The sequence below is a fragment of the Brevibacterium casei CIP 102111 genome (genome assembly GCF_900169275.1).
Classification (GTDB): Bacteria; Actinomycetota; Actinomycetes; order Actinomycetales; family Brevibacteriaceae; genus Brevibacterium; species Brevibacterium casei.
The window spans coordinates 34,179-53,376 of the sequence record NZ_FXZC01000009.1 but is presented as its reverse complement, the minus strand read 5'-3'; the positions used below and the strand labels follow the sequence as shown (position 1 = coordinate 53,376).

Annotated in this window: 15 protein-coding genes; 4 read left to right on the top strand and 11 right to left on the bottom strand. The window is 66.8% G+C overall.

Going from position 1 to position 19,198, the window contains the following annotated elements:
• Nucleotides 1–238: 238 nt before the first annotated feature.
• The 4 genes from BC102111_RS16210 to BC102111_RS16195 form a co-directional block, all read right to left on the bottom strand.
• On the bottom strand, nt 239–2,131 hold the full coding sequence (locus BC102111_RS16210) for an ABC transporter ATP-binding protein (protein WP_009375165.1): 1,893 nt from the start codon (nt 2,129–2,131) through the stop codon (nt 239–241).
• Nucleotides 2,131–3,162 (bottom strand): ABC transporter permease, encoded by a 1,032-nt coding sequence (locus tag BC102111_RS16205; protein ID WP_009375163.1) that lies wholly within the window; start codon nt 3,160–3,162, stop codon nt 2,131–2,133. Before BC102111_RS16205 ends, BC102111_RS16210 begins: the two co-directional genes overlap by 1 nt.
• Nucleotides 3,159–4,703: an ABC transporter permease gene (locus tag BC102111_RS16200; protein ID WP_009375162.1), complete on the bottom strand. Its 1,545-nt coding sequence runs from the start codon at nt 4,701–4,703 to the stop codon at nt 3,159–3,161. Before BC102111_RS16200 ends, BC102111_RS16205 begins: the two co-directional genes overlap by 4 nt.
• A gap of 102 nt (nt 4,704–4,805) precedes the next feature.
• Complete coding sequence (locus tag BC102111_RS16195; RefSeq protein WP_009375159.1) at nt 4,806–6,614, bottom strand: ABC transporter family substrate-binding protein; 1,809 nt, start codon at nt 6,612–6,614, stop codon at nt 4,806–4,808.
• A gap of 246 nt (nt 6,615–6,860) precedes the next feature.
• Here BC102111_RS16195 and BC102111_RS16190 point away from each other — a divergent pair, with 246 nt between their 5' ends.
• Complete coding sequence (locus BC102111_RS16190; RefSeq protein WP_009375157.1) at nt 6,861–7,442, top strand: hypothetical protein; 582 nt, start codon at nt 6,861–6,863, stop codon at nt 7,440–7,442.
• Between the two features lie 48 nt (nt 7,443–7,490).
• Here BC102111_RS16190 and BC102111_RS16185 read toward each other — a convergent pair whose 3' ends face one another.
• The 5 genes from BC102111_RS16185 to BC102111_RS16165 all read right to left on the bottom strand — a co-directional run bounded on the left by BC102111_RS16185 (nt 7,491) and on the right by BC102111_RS16165 (nt 12,821).
• Complete coding sequence (locus tag BC102111_RS16185) at nt 7,491–8,147, bottom strand: MBL fold metallo-hydrolase (RefSeq protein ID WP_009375155.1); 657 nt, start codon at nt 8,145–8,147, stop codon at nt 7,491–7,493.
• The gene (locus tag BC102111_RS16180) at nt 8,141–9,211 is read right to left on the bottom strand and encodes an NADH:flavin oxidoreductase/NADH oxidase (protein ID WP_180960667.1); all 1,071 of its coding nucleotides are present in this window, start codon (nt 9,209–9,211) and stop codon (nt 8,141–8,143) included. The genes BC102111_RS16185 and BC102111_RS16180 overlap by 7 nt, the downstream gene beginning before the upstream one ends.
• Nucleotides 9,212–9,256: 45 nt before the next feature.
• Nucleotides 9,257–10,915 (bottom strand): SLC13 family permease, encoded by a 1,659-nt coding sequence (locus BC102111_RS16175; protein WP_081590947.1) that lies wholly within the window; start codon nt 10,913–10,915, stop codon nt 9,257–9,259.
• A 368-nt stretch (nt 10,916–11,283) separates the two neighbouring features.
• Nucleotides 11,284–12,057 (bottom strand): alpha/beta fold hydrolase, encoded by a 774-nt coding sequence (locus BC102111_RS16170; RefSeq protein ID WP_095375795.1) that lies wholly within the window; start codon nt 12,055–12,057, stop codon nt 11,284–11,286.
• Between the two features lie 131 nt (nt 12,058–12,188).
• The gene (locus BC102111_RS16165) at nt 12,189–12,821 is read right to left on the bottom strand and encodes a thymidine kinase (RefSeq protein WP_101624870.1); all 633 of its coding nucleotides are present in this window, start codon (nt 12,819–12,821) and stop codon (nt 12,189–12,191) included.
• A gap of 397 nt (nt 12,822–13,218) precedes the next feature.
• Here BC102111_RS16165 and BC102111_RS16160 point away from each other — a divergent pair, with 397 nt between their 5' ends.
• The 3 genes from BC102111_RS16160 (at nt 13,219) to BC102111_RS16150 (ending at nt 16,689) form a co-directional block, all read left to right on the top strand.
• Nucleotides 13,219–15,447, top strand: a complete 2,229-nt coding sequence (locus BC102111_RS16160; RefSeq protein ID WP_009375146.1) for an NADP-dependent isocitrate dehydrogenase — start codon at nt 13,219–13,221, stop codon at nt 15,445–15,447.
• A 109-nt stretch (nt 15,448–15,556) separates the two neighbouring features.
• Complete coding sequence (locus BC102111_RS16155) at nt 15,557–16,033, top strand: LapA family protein (protein ID WP_101624848.1); 477 nt, start codon at nt 15,557–15,559, stop codon at nt 16,031–16,033.
• Between the two features lie 8 nt (nt 16,034–16,041).
• Complete coding sequence (locus tag BC102111_RS16150; protein ID WP_101624847.1) at nt 16,042–16,689, top strand: 4'-phosphopantetheinyl transferase family protein; 648 nt, start codon at nt 16,042–16,044, stop codon at nt 16,687–16,689.
• 442 nt (nt 16,690–17,131) lie between these two features.
• Here BC102111_RS16150 and BC102111_RS16145 read toward each other — a convergent pair whose 3' ends face one another.
• Both BC102111_RS16145 and pdxR read right to left on the bottom strand, forming a co-directional pair.
• Nucleotides 17,132–17,509: a hypothetical protein gene (locus tag BC102111_RS16145; RefSeq protein ID WP_101624846.1), complete on the bottom strand. Its 378-nt coding sequence runs from the start codon at nt 17,507–17,509 to the stop codon at nt 17,132–17,134.
• Nucleotides 17,510–17,617: 108 nt separating this feature from the next.
• Nucleotides 17,618–19,012, bottom strand: a complete 1,395-nt coding sequence (gene pdxR, locus BC102111_RS16140) for a MocR-like pyridoxine biosynthesis transcription factor PdxR (protein WP_101624845.1) — start codon at nt 19,010–19,012, stop codon at nt 17,618–17,620.
• Between the last annotated feature and the right edge of the window lie 186 nt (nt 19,013–19,198).

Below are 19,198 nucleotides of genomic sequence, written 5' to 3'. Positions count from 1 at the left end.
GCCTTAGGTAGGGAGGGTGGTCCGGACCGGACCCAACACACAATTATACGCACCGCGCAGGTCGCCCGATTCACAGGTGGTTTCGGGCTCCTCCGGTGCCGGCCCGCCGGTGTCGGCCCTCCCGTGTCAGCCCTCGGACGCCAGCGAGGCGGATCCGGTTCGACATCAGAGCTGAGATCGAACCGGATCCGCCTCGCGGAGACTGCCATCCCCGGCACCGACGCCGAGGCGGTCCTGCTCAGGCGTTCATCGTCGCCTCGAGCACGGCGTCGCGGGCCTCCCGGCGCTTGCGCTGCTCCTTGGGATCCGGAACCGGAACCGCGGAGAGCAGGCGCTGCGTGTAGGGATGGACCGGGTTGGCCACGACCTGCGAGGCCTGCCCGATCTCGACGAGGTACCCGTGCCGCATGACGGCGATGCGGGAGGCGATGCGCTCGACGACAGCGAGATCGTGGCTGATGAAGAGGCACGCAAACCCGTAGAGCGCCTGGAGGCTCTCGAAGAGGTCGAGGACCTTCGCCTGGACGGAGACGTCGAGCGCCGAGGTCGGCTCATCGGCGATGAGCAGCTTCGGCCGCAGGCTGAGCGCACGGGCGATGCCGATGCGCTGACGCTGACCGCCCGAGAGCTCGTGCGGGTAGCGGTTGCGCATCGACGTCGGCAGCTCGACCGCGTGGAGGAGCTCCTCGACGCGCTTGTTGAGCGCCGGACCCTTCATCCCCTCGTGGAGGTAGAGGGGTTCGCCGATCGACTCGCCGATGGGCAGGCGCGGGTTGAGCGAGGAGCCGGGGTCCTGGAACACGATCCCCACCTCCTTGCGCAGCGGCCGCATCTGCTTGTTGGTCAGCCCCTTGATGCTCTTGCCGTTGACGACCATGTCGCCTTCGACGGTGGGCAGGAGGCCGAGGGCCGCGCGGCCGATCGTCGTCTTGCCCGATCCCGACTCGCCGACGAGGCCGACGACCTCACCGGGAGCGATCATGAGGTTGATGTGGTGAGCGGCGCGGAACGCCTTCTTCCGCCCGACCGCGGGGTACTCGATCGCCGCATCCCGCAGCTGGAGTGCCGAGGGCTGCGAGAAGTCCGCCTGCGACCCAGGATGGTAGTAGGTCTCCGTCGAATCCATCTCTATGTGAGGATGCGAAGCCTCCCCCGTCGACACGGCAGTGGCCTCGGCATCGTTGTCGGCCACCGATCCGGCGCCGAGATCGTCGCCCCCGGACTCGTCCGCGAAGGTCTCCTCGAGTTCGTGGATGGCCTCCTCGACGTCGTGGAGATCCGTACCGAACGCCTGCCCTTCGATCTCGGTGCCGAGGTGGGGCACGGCTTCGAGGAGCTGCTTCGTGTACGGGTGCTGCGGGTTGTAGAAGATCTCATCCGCCGTCCCCGACTCGACGACCTTGCCCGAACGCATGACGATGATGCGGTCGGCCATGTCCGCGACCACGCCCATGTCGTGCGTGATGAGGATGATGCCGGCATCGAGCTTCGACTTCAGCTCGCGCATGAGCTTGAGGATCTCCGCCTGCACCGTGACGTCGAGCGCCGTGGTCGGCTCGTCGGCGATGAGCAGCTTCGGCTGGCACGCAAGCGCCTGCGCGATCATGATGCGCTGGCGCTGACCGCCCGAGAGCTGGTGGGGGAACGAGTTGTACCGCTCCTCCGGTTCCGGGATCTCGACGAGGCGCATGAGCTCGAGAGCGCGCTCCTTCGCCTCCTTCGGACCCATGTCGAGGTGGACGCGGAGGGTCTCCATGATCTGGAAGCCCGCCGTGTAGACCGGGTTGAGCGCGGTCATCGGCTCCTGGAAGATCACCGAGATGTCGTTGCCGCGGATGTGCTGCATCCGCTCCTGCGGCATCCCGATGAGCTCCTTGTCGCCGAGCTTCGCCGAGCCGGTGGCCCGGCCGTTGCTCGGCAGCAGACCGAGCAGGGACATGCTCGACTGCGATTTGCCGGAACCGGACTCACCGACGATCGCGAGCACTTCGCCCGCATTCACCGTGTACGTGAGTCCCTCGGCTGCCATCCACCATTCGTCGCTCACCCAGAAGTGGACTCCGAGGTCCTTGACGTCGAGGATCGGTGACTTCGCACCGGTGGTCGACTCAGTCGTGTTCTGCTCGGTCATCACTTGTCCCCCTTCTTCGCCATGCGCTCGGCCTTCTTCATCTTCCGCCAGCTCGGGATCGTCTTCATGCGGGGGTCGAACGCGTCGCGGAGACCGTCGCCGATGAAGTTCACGCACAGAGCGATGACGATGATGAAGAGACCGGGCCACCAGAACAGCCACGGGCGGGTCGCGAACGAGGTCTGGTATTCGCTGATGAGCTGCCCGAGTGAGATGTCCGGCGGAGAGATGCCGAAGCCGAGGAAGCTCAGCGACGCCTCGAGGACGATCGCCTGGCTCATCAGCAGCGTCGTGTTGACGATGATGACGCCCATCGCGTTCGGGAGCATGTGCTTGAACATGATCCGGAAGTCGCTCGCGCCGGCGACTCGGGCGGAGTCGACGAACTCGCGTTCGCGCAGGGAGAGGAAGTCACCGCGGACGAGTCGCGCCAGGCCGGTCCAGAGGATCGCGCCGAGGACGAGTCCGAGCATCGCGCCTCCGGTGCCCGAGACGAGCTTGCCGAGGATGGCGCCGACGACGATGACGGGAAGGATGATGAAGCCGTCGGTAACGCGCATGAGCAGTGAGTCGACCCAACCCCGGTAGTAACCAGCCAGCGCGCCGACGATCGTGCCGATGATGAGCGCCACGATGCCGATGATGAGCATGACCATGATGGAGATCTGGGTGCCCTTCATCACGCGGGCGAAGTTGTCCCGGCCGATCTCATCCTGACCGAACGGGTGCTCTCCCGGGGAGAAGAAGTTCTGCAGCGTCCACGTCGGCGCGCCGCCCGGATTGACGATCGGATTGGAGGCCGTGTGGTTGAAGATCCACCAGCCCGGGATCGGGCCGATGCCCTGGGCCGAGTAGGCGAAGACGGTGACGAGGAAGAGGACGATGAGTCCCACCATCGCGCCTTTGTGCCGGAGGAACTTCCGGAAGACGATCTTCCCCTGCGAGAGGCCTTCGGTCTCCTTGGCTTCGATCGCGTTCTCACCGACGCTGTCGGTGGCGATCGGGCTCTGTTCTTTGTCGTCGATGCTCATGCGTTCACTCGGATTCTCGGGTCGAGGACGGCGTAGAGGAAGTCCGCGACCAGGTTGGCGATGATGGCGAGGAGGCCCGTGATGAGGATGTAGGCCATGATCGGGTCGAGCTCAGCGCGATTCATCGAGTCGATGAAGAGCTTGCCCATGCCGTTCCAGCCGAAGATCGTCTCCGTGATCACCGCACCGCCGATCATCGTGATGACGTCGACGGGGATGATCGAGGCGAGCGGCAGAAGCGCGTTGCGCAGCGCATGGCGCATGATCACGGTGCGCTCGTTGAGTCCCTTGGCCCGCGCGGTGCGGATGTAGTCCTGTCCCATGACCTCGAGCATCGACCCGCGGGTGTAGCGGGTGTACGACGCGAAGGAGATGAGGACGAGGGCGATCGACGGCAGGAGGAGGTGGGTGAACGAGTCGAGGTTCGTGATCCAGAAATCGCCGTTGACGTTCGGTGCGGAGGCCCCGATCGTCGCGATCGGACGGTTGTTGATCGCGGGGCTTCTCGAGTACTCCGACCAGCCCTGGAGCACGCGGTCGGCGAAGATCGTCACGGCGATGATGAGCGTCGTGAAGACCGTCGTGCGCGCGGTGTCCCACGGGTCGGGTCCGCGGAAGGCAAGGCCGACGCCGATGGCCACGCCGATGGCGACGACGAGGAGGCCGAACATCCACAGCCAGTTCATCTCCTGGTAGTAGAAGAGGTACTGGAGCGGCATGTAGATGAGGGCTCCGATGACGGCGCACGTGAGTGTGGCGTAGAGGACGCGCTTGTTCTTCAAACCCGTCGAGAGGAACGTCATGACGATCGCCGCACCGACGCCGATGACGACGACGCCGACGACTCCGATGGTCGGCTGCTGCAGCCACCCGCTCGCGAGGATGTAGTAGATCGTGCCGAAGGTGACGAGCGTCGCGGCGGCGAAGGTGATGATCCGCCGCTTCTTGCCCCCGCCGAGTGCGCCCATCCAGAACAGGCCCATCGCGAGGCAGAAGATGATGATCGGCCACCAGCTGTCCAGTGTCGGATCATTGATGAAGTTGTTGATCTCGATCGCCCCGTACTGCTTGAGCAGAACCGCGACCCAGAAGACGGGCAGCGAGTAGAGGAGGAACGAGACGAAGGTGATGAAGTAGTCGAAGCCCGAGTACTGGCGGATGGCCGAGATCATGCCGACGGCGATGCCGAGGATGATGGCGACGATCGTCGAGGCCGTGATGAGCTTGATCGTGTTGATGATCGCGCCCTGGAGCAGGTAGGTGACTTCCTGACCGCTCTTCCACGCGATGCCGAGGTCGCACTGGCCGATGAGGCATCCGCTGGCACCGGCGAGCCACTTGAAGTAGCGGACGACCGCGGGTGTCTCGAGATCGAGGAGCCTGATACGGGACTCATAGAGTGCTTCGATGTTCGGGGAGGTGCTCGAGCGCAGGTCCCAGAAGAAGTCGAGGGCGACGTTGAGCAGGAGATAGAGGACGAACGTGACGACGAGCAGAACGATGACCGTCGACAGGAGACGTCTGAGAATGAACTTGATCATGGTGTGTCCGATTCCGTCTGTGCGAGCACGCCACTGTGGGGATCACTGATGTGATCCCCACAGCAGCTGAGAAGGTGAGAAGCCGATCGCATCAGATGCGAATCAGTTCTTCTCCCACTCCCAGTAGTTCCAGAACATCGTCGGCGACACGGACGTCGACTTCACGTTCTTGACGCTGTCGTTGTAGATCGTCAGCTCCGGGAACTGGAAGATCGGAGCACCGAAGGCGTCGTCGGTGAGCTGCTTCTCCAGATCGATCGAGAGCTTCTCGGCGTTCGCTTCGTCAGCGGTGAGCATCTCGTCGAGGATCTTGTCGACCTTCTCGTTCGAGTACCCGCCGTAGTTGTTCTGCGCACCGGTCCGGTAGTTCGCATCGCTCGAGGTGATTCCGGTGTCCTCGGACTGCCAGCCGAAGAGCGAGAGATCGTACGTGCCGTCGCCGAGGCGGGTGCCCCAGTTGACGTCGCCGACGTCTTCGATCTTGAAGCCGGCCTTCTCAGCCGATTCCTTGATGAGCTGGAACTCCTGCTGACGACGCGAGTTCGTGTTGTCGTACATGATGCGCACGGGCTTGATCTCGCCGCCGACCTCGTCGAGGAGCTTCTTCGCCTCGTCGGTGTTGACGTCCGAGTAGTCGGCCTTCATCCCGTTGCCGTTGACGATGCCGTCGTACATCGGCGAACCGGGCACCTGGGTGAAGGAATCGCGCACCACGGCGTTCTCGTTGAGCGGCTTGATAATCTTGTCGACGATCTCCGCGCGGGGAACCGTCTTGAGGAAGGCCTGCCGGACCTTCTTCGCCTTCTCCTCGTCGCCGCCGTAGGACTTCGGATCGAACGGACCGTTGTTGTCGAAGGTGAAGTCGACGTGCTCGTAGGTCGCACCGTCAGCGGCGTCGACCGTGACGCCGTCGATGCCCTCGGCGGCGGAGAGGACGTCAGCGGTCGCCTGCGGCTGGGTCATGTCGACCTCGCCGTTCTCGACCGCCTGCACCATCGCCATCGGGTCGCCGTTGTAGCGCACCGTGATGGTGTCGACCTTGGGCTTGACGGGACCCGAGTAGTTCTCGTCCTTCTGGACCGTGATGTACTGGCCCTCCTGGAAGTCCGTGATCTTGTACGGGCCGTTGTGGACGAGGAGGTCCTCGTCGTCGGGCATCGAGGTGAAGTCGAAGCCGGTGTTCCAGACATTCGAGATCTTCGACAGGGCTGCTGTGTCCTTGTTCTTGATCGCGTCGAGGATGGCCTGCTTGCCCGCGGCAGGGTCTTCCTCTCCCAGCGCCTTCTTCGCGACGATGTGCGCCGGCACGCCGACGCCGTCGGCGCCGACGCCGAAGGTGAGCTCCCAGTCGGCGAAGGGCTTGGAGTACTCGAAGGTGATCTCCTTGCCGTCTTCGGAGACCTCGGGGAAGTCCTTGATGAGAGCGGGGCCGATCGACGAGGAGTCGAAGTAGACGGTGCTCTCGTCGTTCTCCTTGACGGTGCCGTCGTCGTTGTTGTTCGAGTCGACCGTGTTGAAGTTCGCCGAGGTGCCCGCCCAGGTGAGAGCGAGGTCCGCGGCGTCGACCGGCGTGCCGTCCGACCACTTCGCGTTGTCGTTGAACGTGTACTTGACCTTGAGCGGATCCTCGGAGACCCGCTCGACCGAGCCGAGTGAGCCGTCCTGCAACTCCAGATTCTCGTCGTAGTACTTGAAGTTGTCATTCATCATGTAGGTGAGAATGGCGTTCGAGACCGCGTTGCCGTTGGCCGTCATCGTGTTCATCGAACGGAAGGACTCGTTCCACCCGATGTTGAGGATCGAGTTCTCCGAGGCCTGATCGTCATTGCCACCACCGGGAGGGGTGCAGGCAGAAAGCACCATTGCTGCTGCGGCAACTGAGGCACCGGCTGCGAGGAAGCGCTTGTTCACGTTCTCTCCTTGTTGTTCTCTGGGCTCGCGCCCACGTGCTCGCCTCCCGGATTCGGGATGCGCTGCGGTCACACGGCCCGCCATCGGGAATGTGACCTCGTTCATGCTTCTGCATGGATTGCCTCAAAGTTAATTCACACGTCACTGTGACTGAGTCCACAATGTGAGCCATATCTCGAATCGTTACCGTTTCGAGACCCAGGCCACAGTGATCGACCCTCGGGTCTCAGTGGATAGGATGTTCGGATGGCAAACAGTGAGATCGGACCCGACGAGACCCGAATCGTGAGAACGACGGGATCGACCGTCCTCTTCGTCCTCGTAGCGGCCGTCGCGGCGATCGGCATCGGCTCGATCGTTGTCGGCGACTTCACCCTTCGCGGCCTCGCCGTCGCAGGGATCCCGGTGCTGCTCTTCGTCGGCGTCTGGGCGCTCTACCGGCACCCCCGGGTCGAACTGCGACCGCAGGAGATCGTCCTCGTCAACCCGCTCACCACGATCACTGTGCCGTGGAACCTCGTCGACGGCTTCGACACCCATTTCGGACTGAGCGTGCGCACACACGAGAAGAGCTATTCATCGTGGCCGCTCGCGGGTCGGGGCAAGAAGATGGAGAAGGACGCCCACGGGATCCGCCGACTCGTCGACGAGCCGAGTCCCGCGGTCGACACCGTCCTCGACCACCATGCGCGCCTGAACGAGGCGCAGCTGGCCAACCCTCGCGGAGAGCGCACGATCACCCAGGTGTGGAATGTGCCGGTGATCGCAGCGCTGGCCGTCGCGATCGTCTGGGCGATCCTCGGCTTCATGGCCGTGCCGCGCTGGTGACCCTGCCCTGAGATCGGGTGCCGGGGAGTACTGACGATCAGGTTCCGGTCACCAGCCGCGTTCGCGCCACTCCCCCAACTGACCGCGCTCGGCACCGAGAGTCGTCGGCGCGCCGTGTCCCGGCAGCACCTGCGTGTCATCGGGCAGCTGGTCGAAGACCCGCTCCTCGAGGTCGTCCATGAGCGAGGTGAAGTCCTCCGGCGACCACGTCTTGCCGGGTCCGCCGGGGAAGAGCGAATCCCCGGAGAAGAGGATCGTCTCTCCCCCGTCGCGCAGCAGCAGGGCGATCGATCCCGGCGTGTGTCCGCACAGGGCGATTGCCTGGAGGACGAACCCGCCGAAGTCACCGACGTCGAGGTGCTCGACGGTGTGCGCGATCTCCACCCCTTTGGCCTCGGCGATCGCCGCGGCATCGGCGGCCCCGGCGATCGTCATCGCATCCGGGTGCCTCTTCGCTGCCGCCGGCAAGGCGCGGATGTGGTCCCAGTGGCGATGCGTCGTGATGATCGCCTGCAGGACCGGTGTCGCGCTCGTGTCCTCGGCTCCGGCACCAAGCAGCTCCTCGATCGCGTCGATGTCGTCGGCGGCGTCGATGAGGACCTGAGCCCCCGTCTCCTTCGCCGTGATGAGATAGACGTTGTTCTCCATCTCCGACACGGAGATCCAACGGACGACGACGTGCTCTGTCTCGATCGTGTTCACCATCTGCCCCTCACATACTGCGGTGGATACGGCCCCGGCTCTTCGCCGAGTTCATGGGCCGCCCGCTGCGGCCACGCAGGTTCGCGCAGGGCCACACGGGCGAGCAGGATCGCATCGGCCTGGCCTGATGCGAGGATCGTCTCCGCCTGACCGGGTTCGGTGATGAGGCCGACGGTCGCCGTCGTCGCGCCCGCGTCCCTGATCGCCGCCGACAGCGGCACCTGATAGCCGGGTCCCACGGGGACCTTCACGGGAACGTTTCCGCCCGAGGACACGTCGATGACGTCGACCCCGCGGGCGTCGAGGGCACGGGAGACCTCGACCGCCTCGGCGATGTCGAATCCCCCTTCGGTCCATTCGCTCGCCGAGAGCCGGACGAACACGGGGACATCCTCACCCACGGCCGCACGCACGGCGTCGTAGGTCTCGACGAGCAGACGGGAGCGTCCCTCGAGATCACCGCCGTAGCGATCGGTGCGCTGATTCGACAGCGGGGAGAGGAACGAATGGAGGAGGTAGCCGTGAGCGGCATGGAGTTCGACGAGGTCGAAGCCGACCCCGACGGCGCGTTTCGCGGCCGCGGCGAAGGCGGCGACCACCTCGGCGATGTCGTCCTCCGTCATCTCCGTCGGCTCGGTGTACCCGGGGTAGGCGATCGGGCTCGCGCCCACCGGCTGCCATCCGCCCTCCGACTCGGGAACGGTGCCGCGCGGGTTGCCGTCGAAGGGCCGGTAGGTGCTCGCCTTGCGTCCGGCGTGGGCGAGCTGCATGCCGATCGGGGTCCCCTGCGAGTGGACGAAGTCGACGACGGGCGTCCACGCCGCGGCGTGGTCGTCGCTCCAGATCCCGGCGTCCTGCGGGGAGATCCTGCCCTCGGGAACGACCGCCGAGGCTTCGGTGAGGATGAGCCCGAATCCGCCGGTCGCGCGCGCTCCGAGATGGACGAGGTGCCAGCTGCCGGGCATGCCGTCCTCGGCCTCGCACGAGTACTGGCACATGGGAGCGAGCCAGATCCGGTTCTCGATCGTCAGTCCGCGCAGCGTCATCGGGGTGAAGAGTTCAGCCATGGTCACAAGTCTGCCTGAAAGATGCTCGTCTCACCTCATGAAGCGTCACATCATGATGCCGAAGACGGGAACGGCGAGGAGGAAGACCGTCGCGGTGATGAGGACGATGCCCACGAGGTTGAGCCAGATGCCGCCCTTGACCATCTGCCCGATCGTCACGTACCCCGACCCGTAGGCGACGGCGTTGGGCGGGGTGGCCACCGGCAGCATGAACGCACAGGTCGCCGCGAGCGCGACGGGGATCGTGAGGAGCAGCGGGTCGAGCTGGAGGCCGAGCGCGACTCCGCCGACGACGGGGATGAACGTCGCGGCCGTCGCCGTGTTCGACGTCAGCTCCGTGAGGAAGAGGATAATCGCAGCGAAGACGGCGACGATGAGGATGGGCGGCAGGACCCCGAGGCCGGCGGAGGCCTCGCCGATCCATTCGGTCAGGCCCGAGGAGGAGAACTGTGCGGAGAGGGCGAGACCACCGCCGAAGAGGAGGAGGACGCCCCACGGCAGCTTCTCCGCGGTCTCCCAGTCGAGGAGGCGGACGCCGCGGTTCGCCCCTCCGGGGATGAGGAAGAGGAGGAGGCCGATGACCATGGCGATGCCCTCATCGCTGATGGGCGGGTCCTCGAAGATGAGCGGGATCGTGATCCAGCTGACCGCGGCGAGGACGAACATGCCGAGGACGAGCTTCTCGCCCGTCGACATCGGGCCGAGCTTGGCCAGCTCCTCGCGGATGAGTTCGCGGCCGCCGGGGATCTCGTCGATCTCGGGCTTGAAGAGGACCTTGACGAGGAGGAACCATGCGATCGCCATCATCACCACGGCCAGGGGGACGCCGACGAGCATCCACTGTCCGAAGCCGATCGAGATGTCGTGGTTGTCCTTGAGGTAGGCGACGAGGAACGTGTTCGGCGGGGTGCCGATGATCGTGCCGAGCGATCCGATCGAGGCGGCGTAGGCGATGCCGAGCATGAGCGCGGTGCCGAAGTTCGACTTCACGACGTGGCCGAGGCCCACCTCGGAGTCGGGGCCCGAATCGGCGCCGGAGGCAGTGTCAGCGCCAGTGCCAGTGTCAGCACCAGTGCCGGCGTCGGGAGCCGAACCCTCGGTTGTCGCTGACGACCGTTTCGAGTCGGACCGGTCGGTCGCCTCGGCGGGGGTGATCGCAGATCCGACGACCTTGGCGACGATCATGAGCACGGAGATGCCGATCGGCAGCATCATCACGGCCGTCGCCGTGTTCGAGACCCACATCGACATGAACCCGGTGGCGATCATGAACCCCGCGATCATCGGGCCGGGCCTGTTGCCCATGAGGCTGAGGGTGAAGAGCGCGATGCGCCGGTGGAGGTTCCACCGCTGCATCGACAGGGCGATGAGGAATCCGCCGAGGAAGAGGAAGATGATCGGGTTGCCGTAGGAGGCGCCGACGTCGGCCATCTCGATCTCGGAGCCGAAGACGGGGAAGGCGACGAGGGGGACGAGTGAGGTCGCCGGGATCGGCAGGGCCTCGGTCATCCACCACACGGCCATGAGGACGGCGACCCCGGCGGTGAGCCTCGCGTCGTGGGCGACCGAGTCGGGCATGATCGCGTAGACGAGCGTGGAGAGGATGAGGCCGAGGAAGAAGCCGGTCCACCGGATCCGCACGGTCTTGAGCGGGAACCCCGGGGCCCGCTCTCCCGGTGACTTCTCCGCGATCTCGGTCGACATCGGCGTGGTCTGGTTCTCGTTCACGGTGAGCTCCTCGGCGAGCCGGCTGGACTACAGCTGTCCCTGTCATCGTAGCAACCGGGGGTGACGCGCGGGATCATGCTCGGGCGGGGATGAGGCTGTCGGTGTGAGGCCCGGCCGACGCCACGAGCGGGGCCGTCGCGGTCGGGCCGTCGCCCTACCGGCGGGGCCGTCGCCCTATCGGCGGGGCCGTCGCGGTCTCGGCGGGCCCGTCGCCCTCTCAGCGACGTCGACGCGCTATCGGGCGGCGTCGACGCGCTATCGGGCGGCGTCGACGCGCTATCGGGCGGGTTCGACGCGCTATCGAGCGGCGTACTCGCCCTGCTCAGGATGCTGAGCAGTCGCCCTTAGCGGGAGGCGAGGAACGAGTGGATACGGTCGGCGACGATCTCGGGGTGCTCGGCCATGAGCAGATGCGCGGAGTCGGGGACGACCGCGAGCTCCGAGCCGTCGACGGCGTCGCGCATCTCCCCCATCGCCTCGGGCGTACAACCGGGGTCCTGCGAGCCGGCGAGGAAGAGCGTCGGCGTCGTGATCGCGCCGAGCTTGCCGGTGAGGTCGTAGAGCGCGAGCGCACGGCAGCAGGCGATGTAGGCGGCGTCGTCGATGGTCGCGAGGTCGGTGAGCGTTGCCGGCCCCGTCGCGATGTCCTCCTCGAGGAAGCCCGCGGCGAACCAGCGGTCGGCGGTGTCGGGCAGCAGGGACTGCGTGCCGTCGTTCTCGACCTCGGTGATCCGCTCGGCCCACGAAACATCGGTGCCGAACTTCGTCGCCGTCGAACACGCGATGAGACCGGTGAGCTTCTGCGGGTGTTCGAGGGCGAGAGTGAGACCGATCCCGCCGGAGATCGAGGCACCGCAGTACGTGAACGACTCGACGCCGTGGTCCTCGAGCGATTGAACGAGGCCGGCGGCGAGGTCGGAGATCGTGAAGTCGGTGCTCAGCTCCTGCTTCGACACCGGGAACGTGTGTCCGGGCAGGTCGGAGAGGTAGATCTGGTGGTCATCGACGAGGCGCGAGGCCACGGCCGCCCACAGCGAGACGCGCGTGCCGAGGGCATCGCCGAAGACGAGGACAGGAGATCCGGGGTTGTCGTTGAAGGCGTGCAGGGCGATGCGCATGAGGGCTCCTCATCGTCGGGTCGGGATCAGCTCGTCGGGTCGGGATCAGCGGTCGTCGACAGTCCTCTCTGGAGCGTCGACGGTCGTCGCAGGTGAACTCGCAGGTCAACGGGATCGCGCCGGAGCGCCGGTCACGCCAACAGCCTACCGTCGGAATAGCGCAGATAACAGCGCGGACACAGCGATTCATAGGTCACGGCGTTGCCGTCGATGGCGACCTGATCGCCGTCGAAGATGAACCGCCCGTCGACGAGGCGGCCGTTGAACATCGCCTTCCTCCCACAGCGGCAGATGGTCTTGAGCTCTTCGAGGGTGTGGGCGATCTCGAGCAGGCGCGCCGAGCCAGGAAAGGCCCGGGTGCGGAAATCGGTGCGGATGCCGTAGCACATCACCGGCACCGAGGCGTCGGTGGCGATGCGCATGAGCGAGTCGACCTGCTCGGGTTCGAGGAACTGCGCCTCGTCGATGAGGAGGCACGCGACCGGGGCCTTGGGGGCGTCGATCGATTCGATGAGGGCGTCGTGGTCGACGTAGTCGGCGTGCTCGCGGTAGATGAGCTCGACATCGGCGCCTGCGGGGATGAGGAAGTCGACGGCGCGGGTGACGCCGAGGCGGGAGACGATCTCGTCGGCGCCCTTCGTGTCGATGTCGGGTTTGGCCAGCAGCACCCGCTGCCCGCGCTCCTCATAGTTGAAGGCGGCCTGGAGCAGCGCCGTCGACTTGCCCGAGTTCATCGCCCCGTAGCGGAAGTAGAGTTTGGCCACCTGGTCCCCCATCTGTCGAATCTGCTGCCGCGCAAGCCCCGGCGTGCTGTATTCCGGCGTGCTGTATTCCGGCGTGCTGTGTTCCTGCGTGCTGCGGTATTCCTGCGTGCTGCCGCGCGGTCCCGCGCGTGCGTGCCGACGACACTCTACCGTCGCCGCCGCGCACGCACCCCGGCGGGAGGCCGCGATCGCACTGCGGGCCCGACCGCCTCGGCGAGAGGGCACAGCCGGGCTGGGACCACACGATCGCACGTACGCCTCCGACCACCTCGGCGAGAGGGCGAGTCACCGCGCTCACAGGCGCGAGCGCCTCGGCGGAACGACCGAACGGGGCGAAGAGACCAAACGGTAGGATGGTGAGGTCAAACCCCACGACGATTCGGAGCAGTCCATCACCATGGCCAAAATCATTTACACGCGCACCGATGAAGCGCCGCTGCTGGCGACGTACTCACTCAAGCCGATCATCGAAGCCTTCGCCACCTCGGCGGGCGTCGACGTCGAGACCCGGGACATCTCCCTGGCCGGCCGTGTGCTCGCCCAGTTCGCCGATCGTCTCCCCGCCGACCAGCAGGTCGCCGACGCGCTGACCGAGCTCGGCGAACTCGCCAAGACCCCGGCAGCGAACATCATCAAGCTCCCCAACATCTCCGCCTCCGTCCCCCAGCTCAAGGCCACGATCGCCGAGCTGCAGTCCCAGGGCTACGACCTCCCCGATTACCCGGAGGAGCCCGAGACGGACGAGGACAAGGACGTCAGGGCCCGCTACGACAAGGTCAAGGGTTCGGCCGTCAACCCGGTGCTGCGCGAGGGCAACTCCGACCGCCGCGCACCCGAGGCCGTGAAGAACTACGCGAAGAAGCACCCGCACTCGATGGGCGAATGGTCGCCGAACTCGAAGACGAACGTCGCGACGATGGGTGCCGACGACTTCCGCGCGAACGAGCAGTCCGTCGTCATGGACGCCGATGACACGCTGAGCATCGTGCTCGTCACCGAATCCGGCGACGAGGTCGTCCTCAAGGACTCCCTGCCCGTGCTCGCCGGCGAGGTCGTCGATGCGACGAAGATGAACGTCGCCGCCCTCGACGAATTCCTCCGCGCGCAGATCCAGCGCGCCAAGGACGAGGGGATCCTCTTCTCCGTCCACCTCAAGGCGACGATGATGAAGGTCTCCGACCCCATCCTCTTCGGCCACGTCATCGAGGCGTTCTTCCCCGAGGTCTTCGCCGAGTACGGCGACGCCCTCGCCGAGGCGGGGCTCACCCCCGACAACGGCCTCGCCGCGATCCTCGCCGGCCTCGATGAGCTGCTCGCCGAGGTGGCCGAGGGTGTCCGCGCCGGCATCGAGAAGGGTCTCGCCGATGGTCCGGCACTCGCCATGGTCAACTCCGCGAAGGGCATCACCAACCTCCACGTGCCCTCCGACGTCATCGTCGACGCCTCGATGCCGGCGATGATCCGCGTGGGCGGGAAGATGTGGGACAAGGACGACCAGACCCAGGACACGCTGGCCGTCATCCCCGACTCCTCCTACGCCGGCATCTACCAGACCGTCATCGACGACTGCCGTGCCAACGGCGCGTACGACCCGACGACGATGGGCACCGTCCCCAACGTCGGCCTCATGGCCCAGAAGGCCGAGGAGTACGGCAGCCACGACAAGACCTTCGAGATCGAGCAGGCCGGCGTCGTCGAGGTCCGCAACTCCGCCGGTGACGTCCTCATGAGCACCGAGGTGGCCCCCGGTGACATCTGGCGCGCGTGCCAGACGAAGGACATCCCCGTCCGCGACTGGGTCAAGCTCGCCGTCACCCGGGCCCGCCTGTCGAACACCCCCGCCGTGTTCTGGCTCGATGAGACCCGCGCGCATGACCGCAACCTCAAGGCGAAGGTCGAGGAGTACCTCGGCGATCACGACACCGAGGGCCTCGACATCCGGATCCTCAACCCCGTCGATGCGACCCAGTTCTCGATCGACCGGATCCGTGAGGGCAAGGACACGATCTCCGTGACCGGCAACGTCCTGCGCGACTACAACACGGACCTCTTCCCGATCCTCGAGCTCGGCACCTCGGCGAAGATGCTCTCCGTCGTCCCGCTCATCGCCGGCGGCGGACTCTTCGAGACGGGTGCCGGCGGTTCCGCACCCAAGCACGTCCAGCAGCTCGTCGAGGAGAACCACCTGCGGTGGGACTCGCTCGGTGAATTCCTCGCCCTCGCCGAGTCGTTCCGGCACGAGTTCAACGTCCACGGCAACGCTCGGGCCGGTGTCCTCGCCGACACCCTCGACGCCGCGACGGGACGCTTCCTCGAGGAGAACAAATCGCCCTCGCGCAAGGTCGGCGAGATCGACAACCGCGGCAGTCACTTCTACCTCGCCCTCTACTGGGCGCAGGAGCTGGCGAAGCAGACCGAGGACGCCGAGCTCGCCGCCGCGATCGCCCCGGTCGCAGCCGAACTCGAGGAGAACGCCGAGACGATCGCCTCCGAGCTGCTCGCCGTCCAGGGGTCGCCGGTCGACCTCGGCGGATACTACAACCCCGACGATGCGAAGACCGAAGCGGCGATGCGTCCGTCCGAGACCCTCAACCGGATCGTCGCGACGCTGAGCGAGAAGGTCTGAGGCAGGCCACAGCACACCCGCGACTCGCATCGCACCACTGACTCACGTCGCACCACTGACTCGCGTCGCACCACTGACTCATGGGCCCATCAGCATCTATGATGGGCCCATGAGTTCTCAAGACCCCCGTGGACGCTCCCAGACGCCCGAAGAGCTGCTCGCCGAGACCGATGCGCTGCTCGGCCAGTCCCAGACGCCTGCCGGACAGTCACCGGCCGGACAGGCGCCGAACGGACAGGCGCCGTCCGGCCACGCGCCGACGCAGGAGACGACTGCCGGTCAGAGTCCTGTCCGGCAGTCGCCGACGGGGACCTCGCGCACCAAGGAGCAGCGCGGCGGAATGTCCGCTGGCATGTGGATCTCACTCATCCTCGGCGCGGCCATCGTCGTCCTCCTCCTCATCTTCATCCTCCAGAACAACGTGCCCGCCGACTTCCAGTACTTCGGCTGGCAGTTCCAGCTTCCCCTCGGCGTCGCGATGCTCTTCGCGGCGATCGGCGGCATCTTCGTGGCAGGCATCATCGGCTCGGTGCGGATCTTCGTGCTCAGCCGCCGCCTGAAGAAGATCGAGAGGTCAGGCCGCTGAACCTCCCGATGCACCCCGACTTCACCGTTCTCCCCACCGATCTTCCCGCTACGTTCGTCCTCGCCGATACGGCCGGTGCTGCCTCATGGGCGCGCACCGAGGAGGCGATCGCCTCAGTGCTCACCGAGCAGGAGCAGAACTATGCCAAGGAGTTCGACGCCGAGGCGGCCCTGACCTGGGCGGCCGGTCGCGTCGTCCTCCGCCACGTCCTCGGGTCGGTCCTCGACGTGGATCCCGCGGAGATCGAGATCCGCCTCGACTCGGCGGGAAAGCCGCGCATCGACGACGGCGAGTTCTCGGTCACGCGGGCGCGCAGGCTCGTCCTCATCGCCGTCGCCGAGGATCCGGTCGGCGTCGACCTCGAGGCCGTGCCCGACCACGCCGTCGCCGCCGAAGCGCTGACGCTGCTCCAGCCTCGGGAACGTGAGGAGCTCGAATCCCTCGCCGAGGCGGACCTGCCTGAGGCCTTCGTGCGCGTGTGGGCGCGCAAGGAGGCATTCCTCAAGGCGCTGAGCACCGGTCTCGCTCGGGATCCCGGCATGGACTACATCGGCTCGGGTGAGACGCCGCAGTCACCGCACCCCGACGTCGACATCCACGACCTCGTCGAGGGCGTTCCCGCCGGTTACCGGGCCGCGATCGCCTTCAACCGCTGATTCCTCAGGGCGCCGACCGCGCCTCGGTCAAGGCGCAGCGCGGATCGCCGCGCGCCCAGCCGCCACCGCCGCTCGGTCAAGGCGCAGCGCGGATCGCCGCGCGCCCAGCCGCCACCGCCGCTCGGTCAAGCCGCAGCGCGGATCGCCGGCCGAGGAACCCCCGCGATCTGCGCTGCGCCTTGAGTGAGGGATGTGCGCGAGCGATCTCCGTGGGCTGCCACTCATCGCGGGCCACCACCGTGCCGCGCAATCTCGGTCAAGCCGGAGCGCGGATAGCCACGCGCCCAGCCGCCACTGCCGCTCGGTCAAGGCGCAGCGCGGATCGCCGGCCGAGGAACCCCTGCGATCTGCGCTGCGCCTTGAGTGAGCGGGGTGGGCGACGACCTCGGGTGCGCGACGGGCGTGAGTGACCGAGCGTCTGGGGTAAGACAGGCGCGCCGGATCAGGCCTCTTCCGCGAAGTCGGGGCCGTTGGCGCCGGTGGTGAAGACGATCGCGATCGCGAGCGACACGAGGGCGAGGACGCCGAAGAGGATGTAGCCGCCGGCAGGATTCTCCGCGGCGGCGAGGATGATTCCGACGACGACCGCGACGATGACTGCCGAGTCGGCGAGCATGACGTGCATGAAGTAGGTTCTCGCACCCTTGCTCACGCCGTACGAGATCTCCGTGGCCGAACTGAGGAAGAGCAGGACCGCCGCGGTGATGACGATCCACGTCGGGGCGAGGAAGAAGTCCCGGAGTCCGGGCATGAAGACGAGCAGGGCTACCGCGGCGAGGAGCTTGACGATTCCGTCGACGACGTACACGGGCTTGATCATGCTTCGATCCTATCGGCTCTGCGGCGGACTCCTCAGAGCGCCGCAGGTCCCCGCGGCCTGACCCGGGGCAGCCTCGCCTCCCACCCGCGCAGCGTCGCCGGTCTCATGTCACGCACCGCCGTCGCCGAGCTCCCTGATCTCCCCGAGCACCCGCCGCAGGACGCTCGCCTCGACGTTCGAGTGCGCGAGGACGATGCCGTGACGGACCGCGCTGTCACCGCTCCAGCCGTCGGCGAGCGATGCCACCCGGATACCGCGTTCGAGCAGCTCACTCTGCAGCCTCCTCGCCTCCCGCGCGCTCGTCTCGATGACGAGCGTCCTGCCTTCGTGGACGAGTCCGGGCAGAGTTCCGACCTCGGCGACGACCGCCTCGGCGGCCCGCAGACGACGACGCCCCCGGGCGATGCGCCGCCGCAGGCCACCCGACTCGAGGTAGCCGGCCACCGCGGACTGGAGCACGGGTGCGATCGCCGGTCCCCACGACGTACGCACCTCGGCCATCGCCGTCCCGAACCGCCCGCCGCGGGCGACGACGTACCCGGTCGAGACAGCGGTGGTCAGCAGGGTCGAGAATGTGCCGATGTGGACGAGGTCGACGTCGAGCTCCATCGACCCGGCCAGATCGAAGAGCGTGGGCACCGCGGTGCGCTGGAACCGTGCCTCACTGTCGTAGTCGTCCTCGATGACGACGACCCCCGCCTCTGCCGCCCACGTCAGCAGCGCGATGCGCGTGCTCAACGGCATCGTCGTCCCGTGCGGGAACTGATGGTTGGGGGTGACGACGATCGCCGCGACCCTGCCCTCGAGGCCCGCGAGCGCGCCGATGTCGAGACCGGTGGAGACGTCGAAGGGGATGAGCTCGCGGTCGGCCATCGCCAGCCGCAGCCCGGGGAACCCGGGGTTCTCCACGCCGATCGGCCCGCCGAGTCCCGACGCGAAGAGCAGCCGCAGCCCGTCGCGCGAGCCGCTGGTGACGATGAGGTCGTTCGGGTCGACGCTCATCCCCCGGAGCAGACGGAGATGATCGGCGATCGCCCAGCGGGCACCCGGCTGTCCGAGCGGATCGGTCGTGCCCGGGTCGACGTCGAGAGCATCCCGCCAGGCCTTGCGGAACGCGGGATCGCGCAAGGGGTCGTCGCCGCCGTGACCGGGGCGCAGATCGATGAGCCGCCGAGGCGGTCGCCGGGGCACCGTGGGCGGTGCGGGGGCCTGCGCCCGCCGCAGCAGCGCCGCCGGGAGGTCGGGGTCGACGATCGTCGCCGACCGTTCCCGCGTGAGGAGGTAGCCCTCGACCGCGAGCTGGGCATACGCGGTCTCGACCGTCCCGCGGGAGACGCCGAGGTGGCCGGCAAGCTTCCGACTCGCAGGCACGGGCTCTCCCGGCCGCAGCTCCCCGCGCGCGACGAGGGCCCGGATCCCGGTGACGATCTGGTCGGGCAGCGGCGAGTCGTGGTCGAGTGCGATGCCGAGGGACTCACGGGTCGAGCGCGGAAGTGCGGGCATGGCTCCATGCTACCCACTACTGGCCCAAACTTCTCGATGGATTCTGGCTCTCCGTATGGGCCACATTGAGCTCTAGCCTGGAGTGGACGCGTCGGCGGCCGACGTGCAGACAAACCCTTGTCCCACCCATCCACGGTGCCCGTCCCCCTGGGCACCCGTGCGACAGAAGCGAAGCGAAGGCACAGC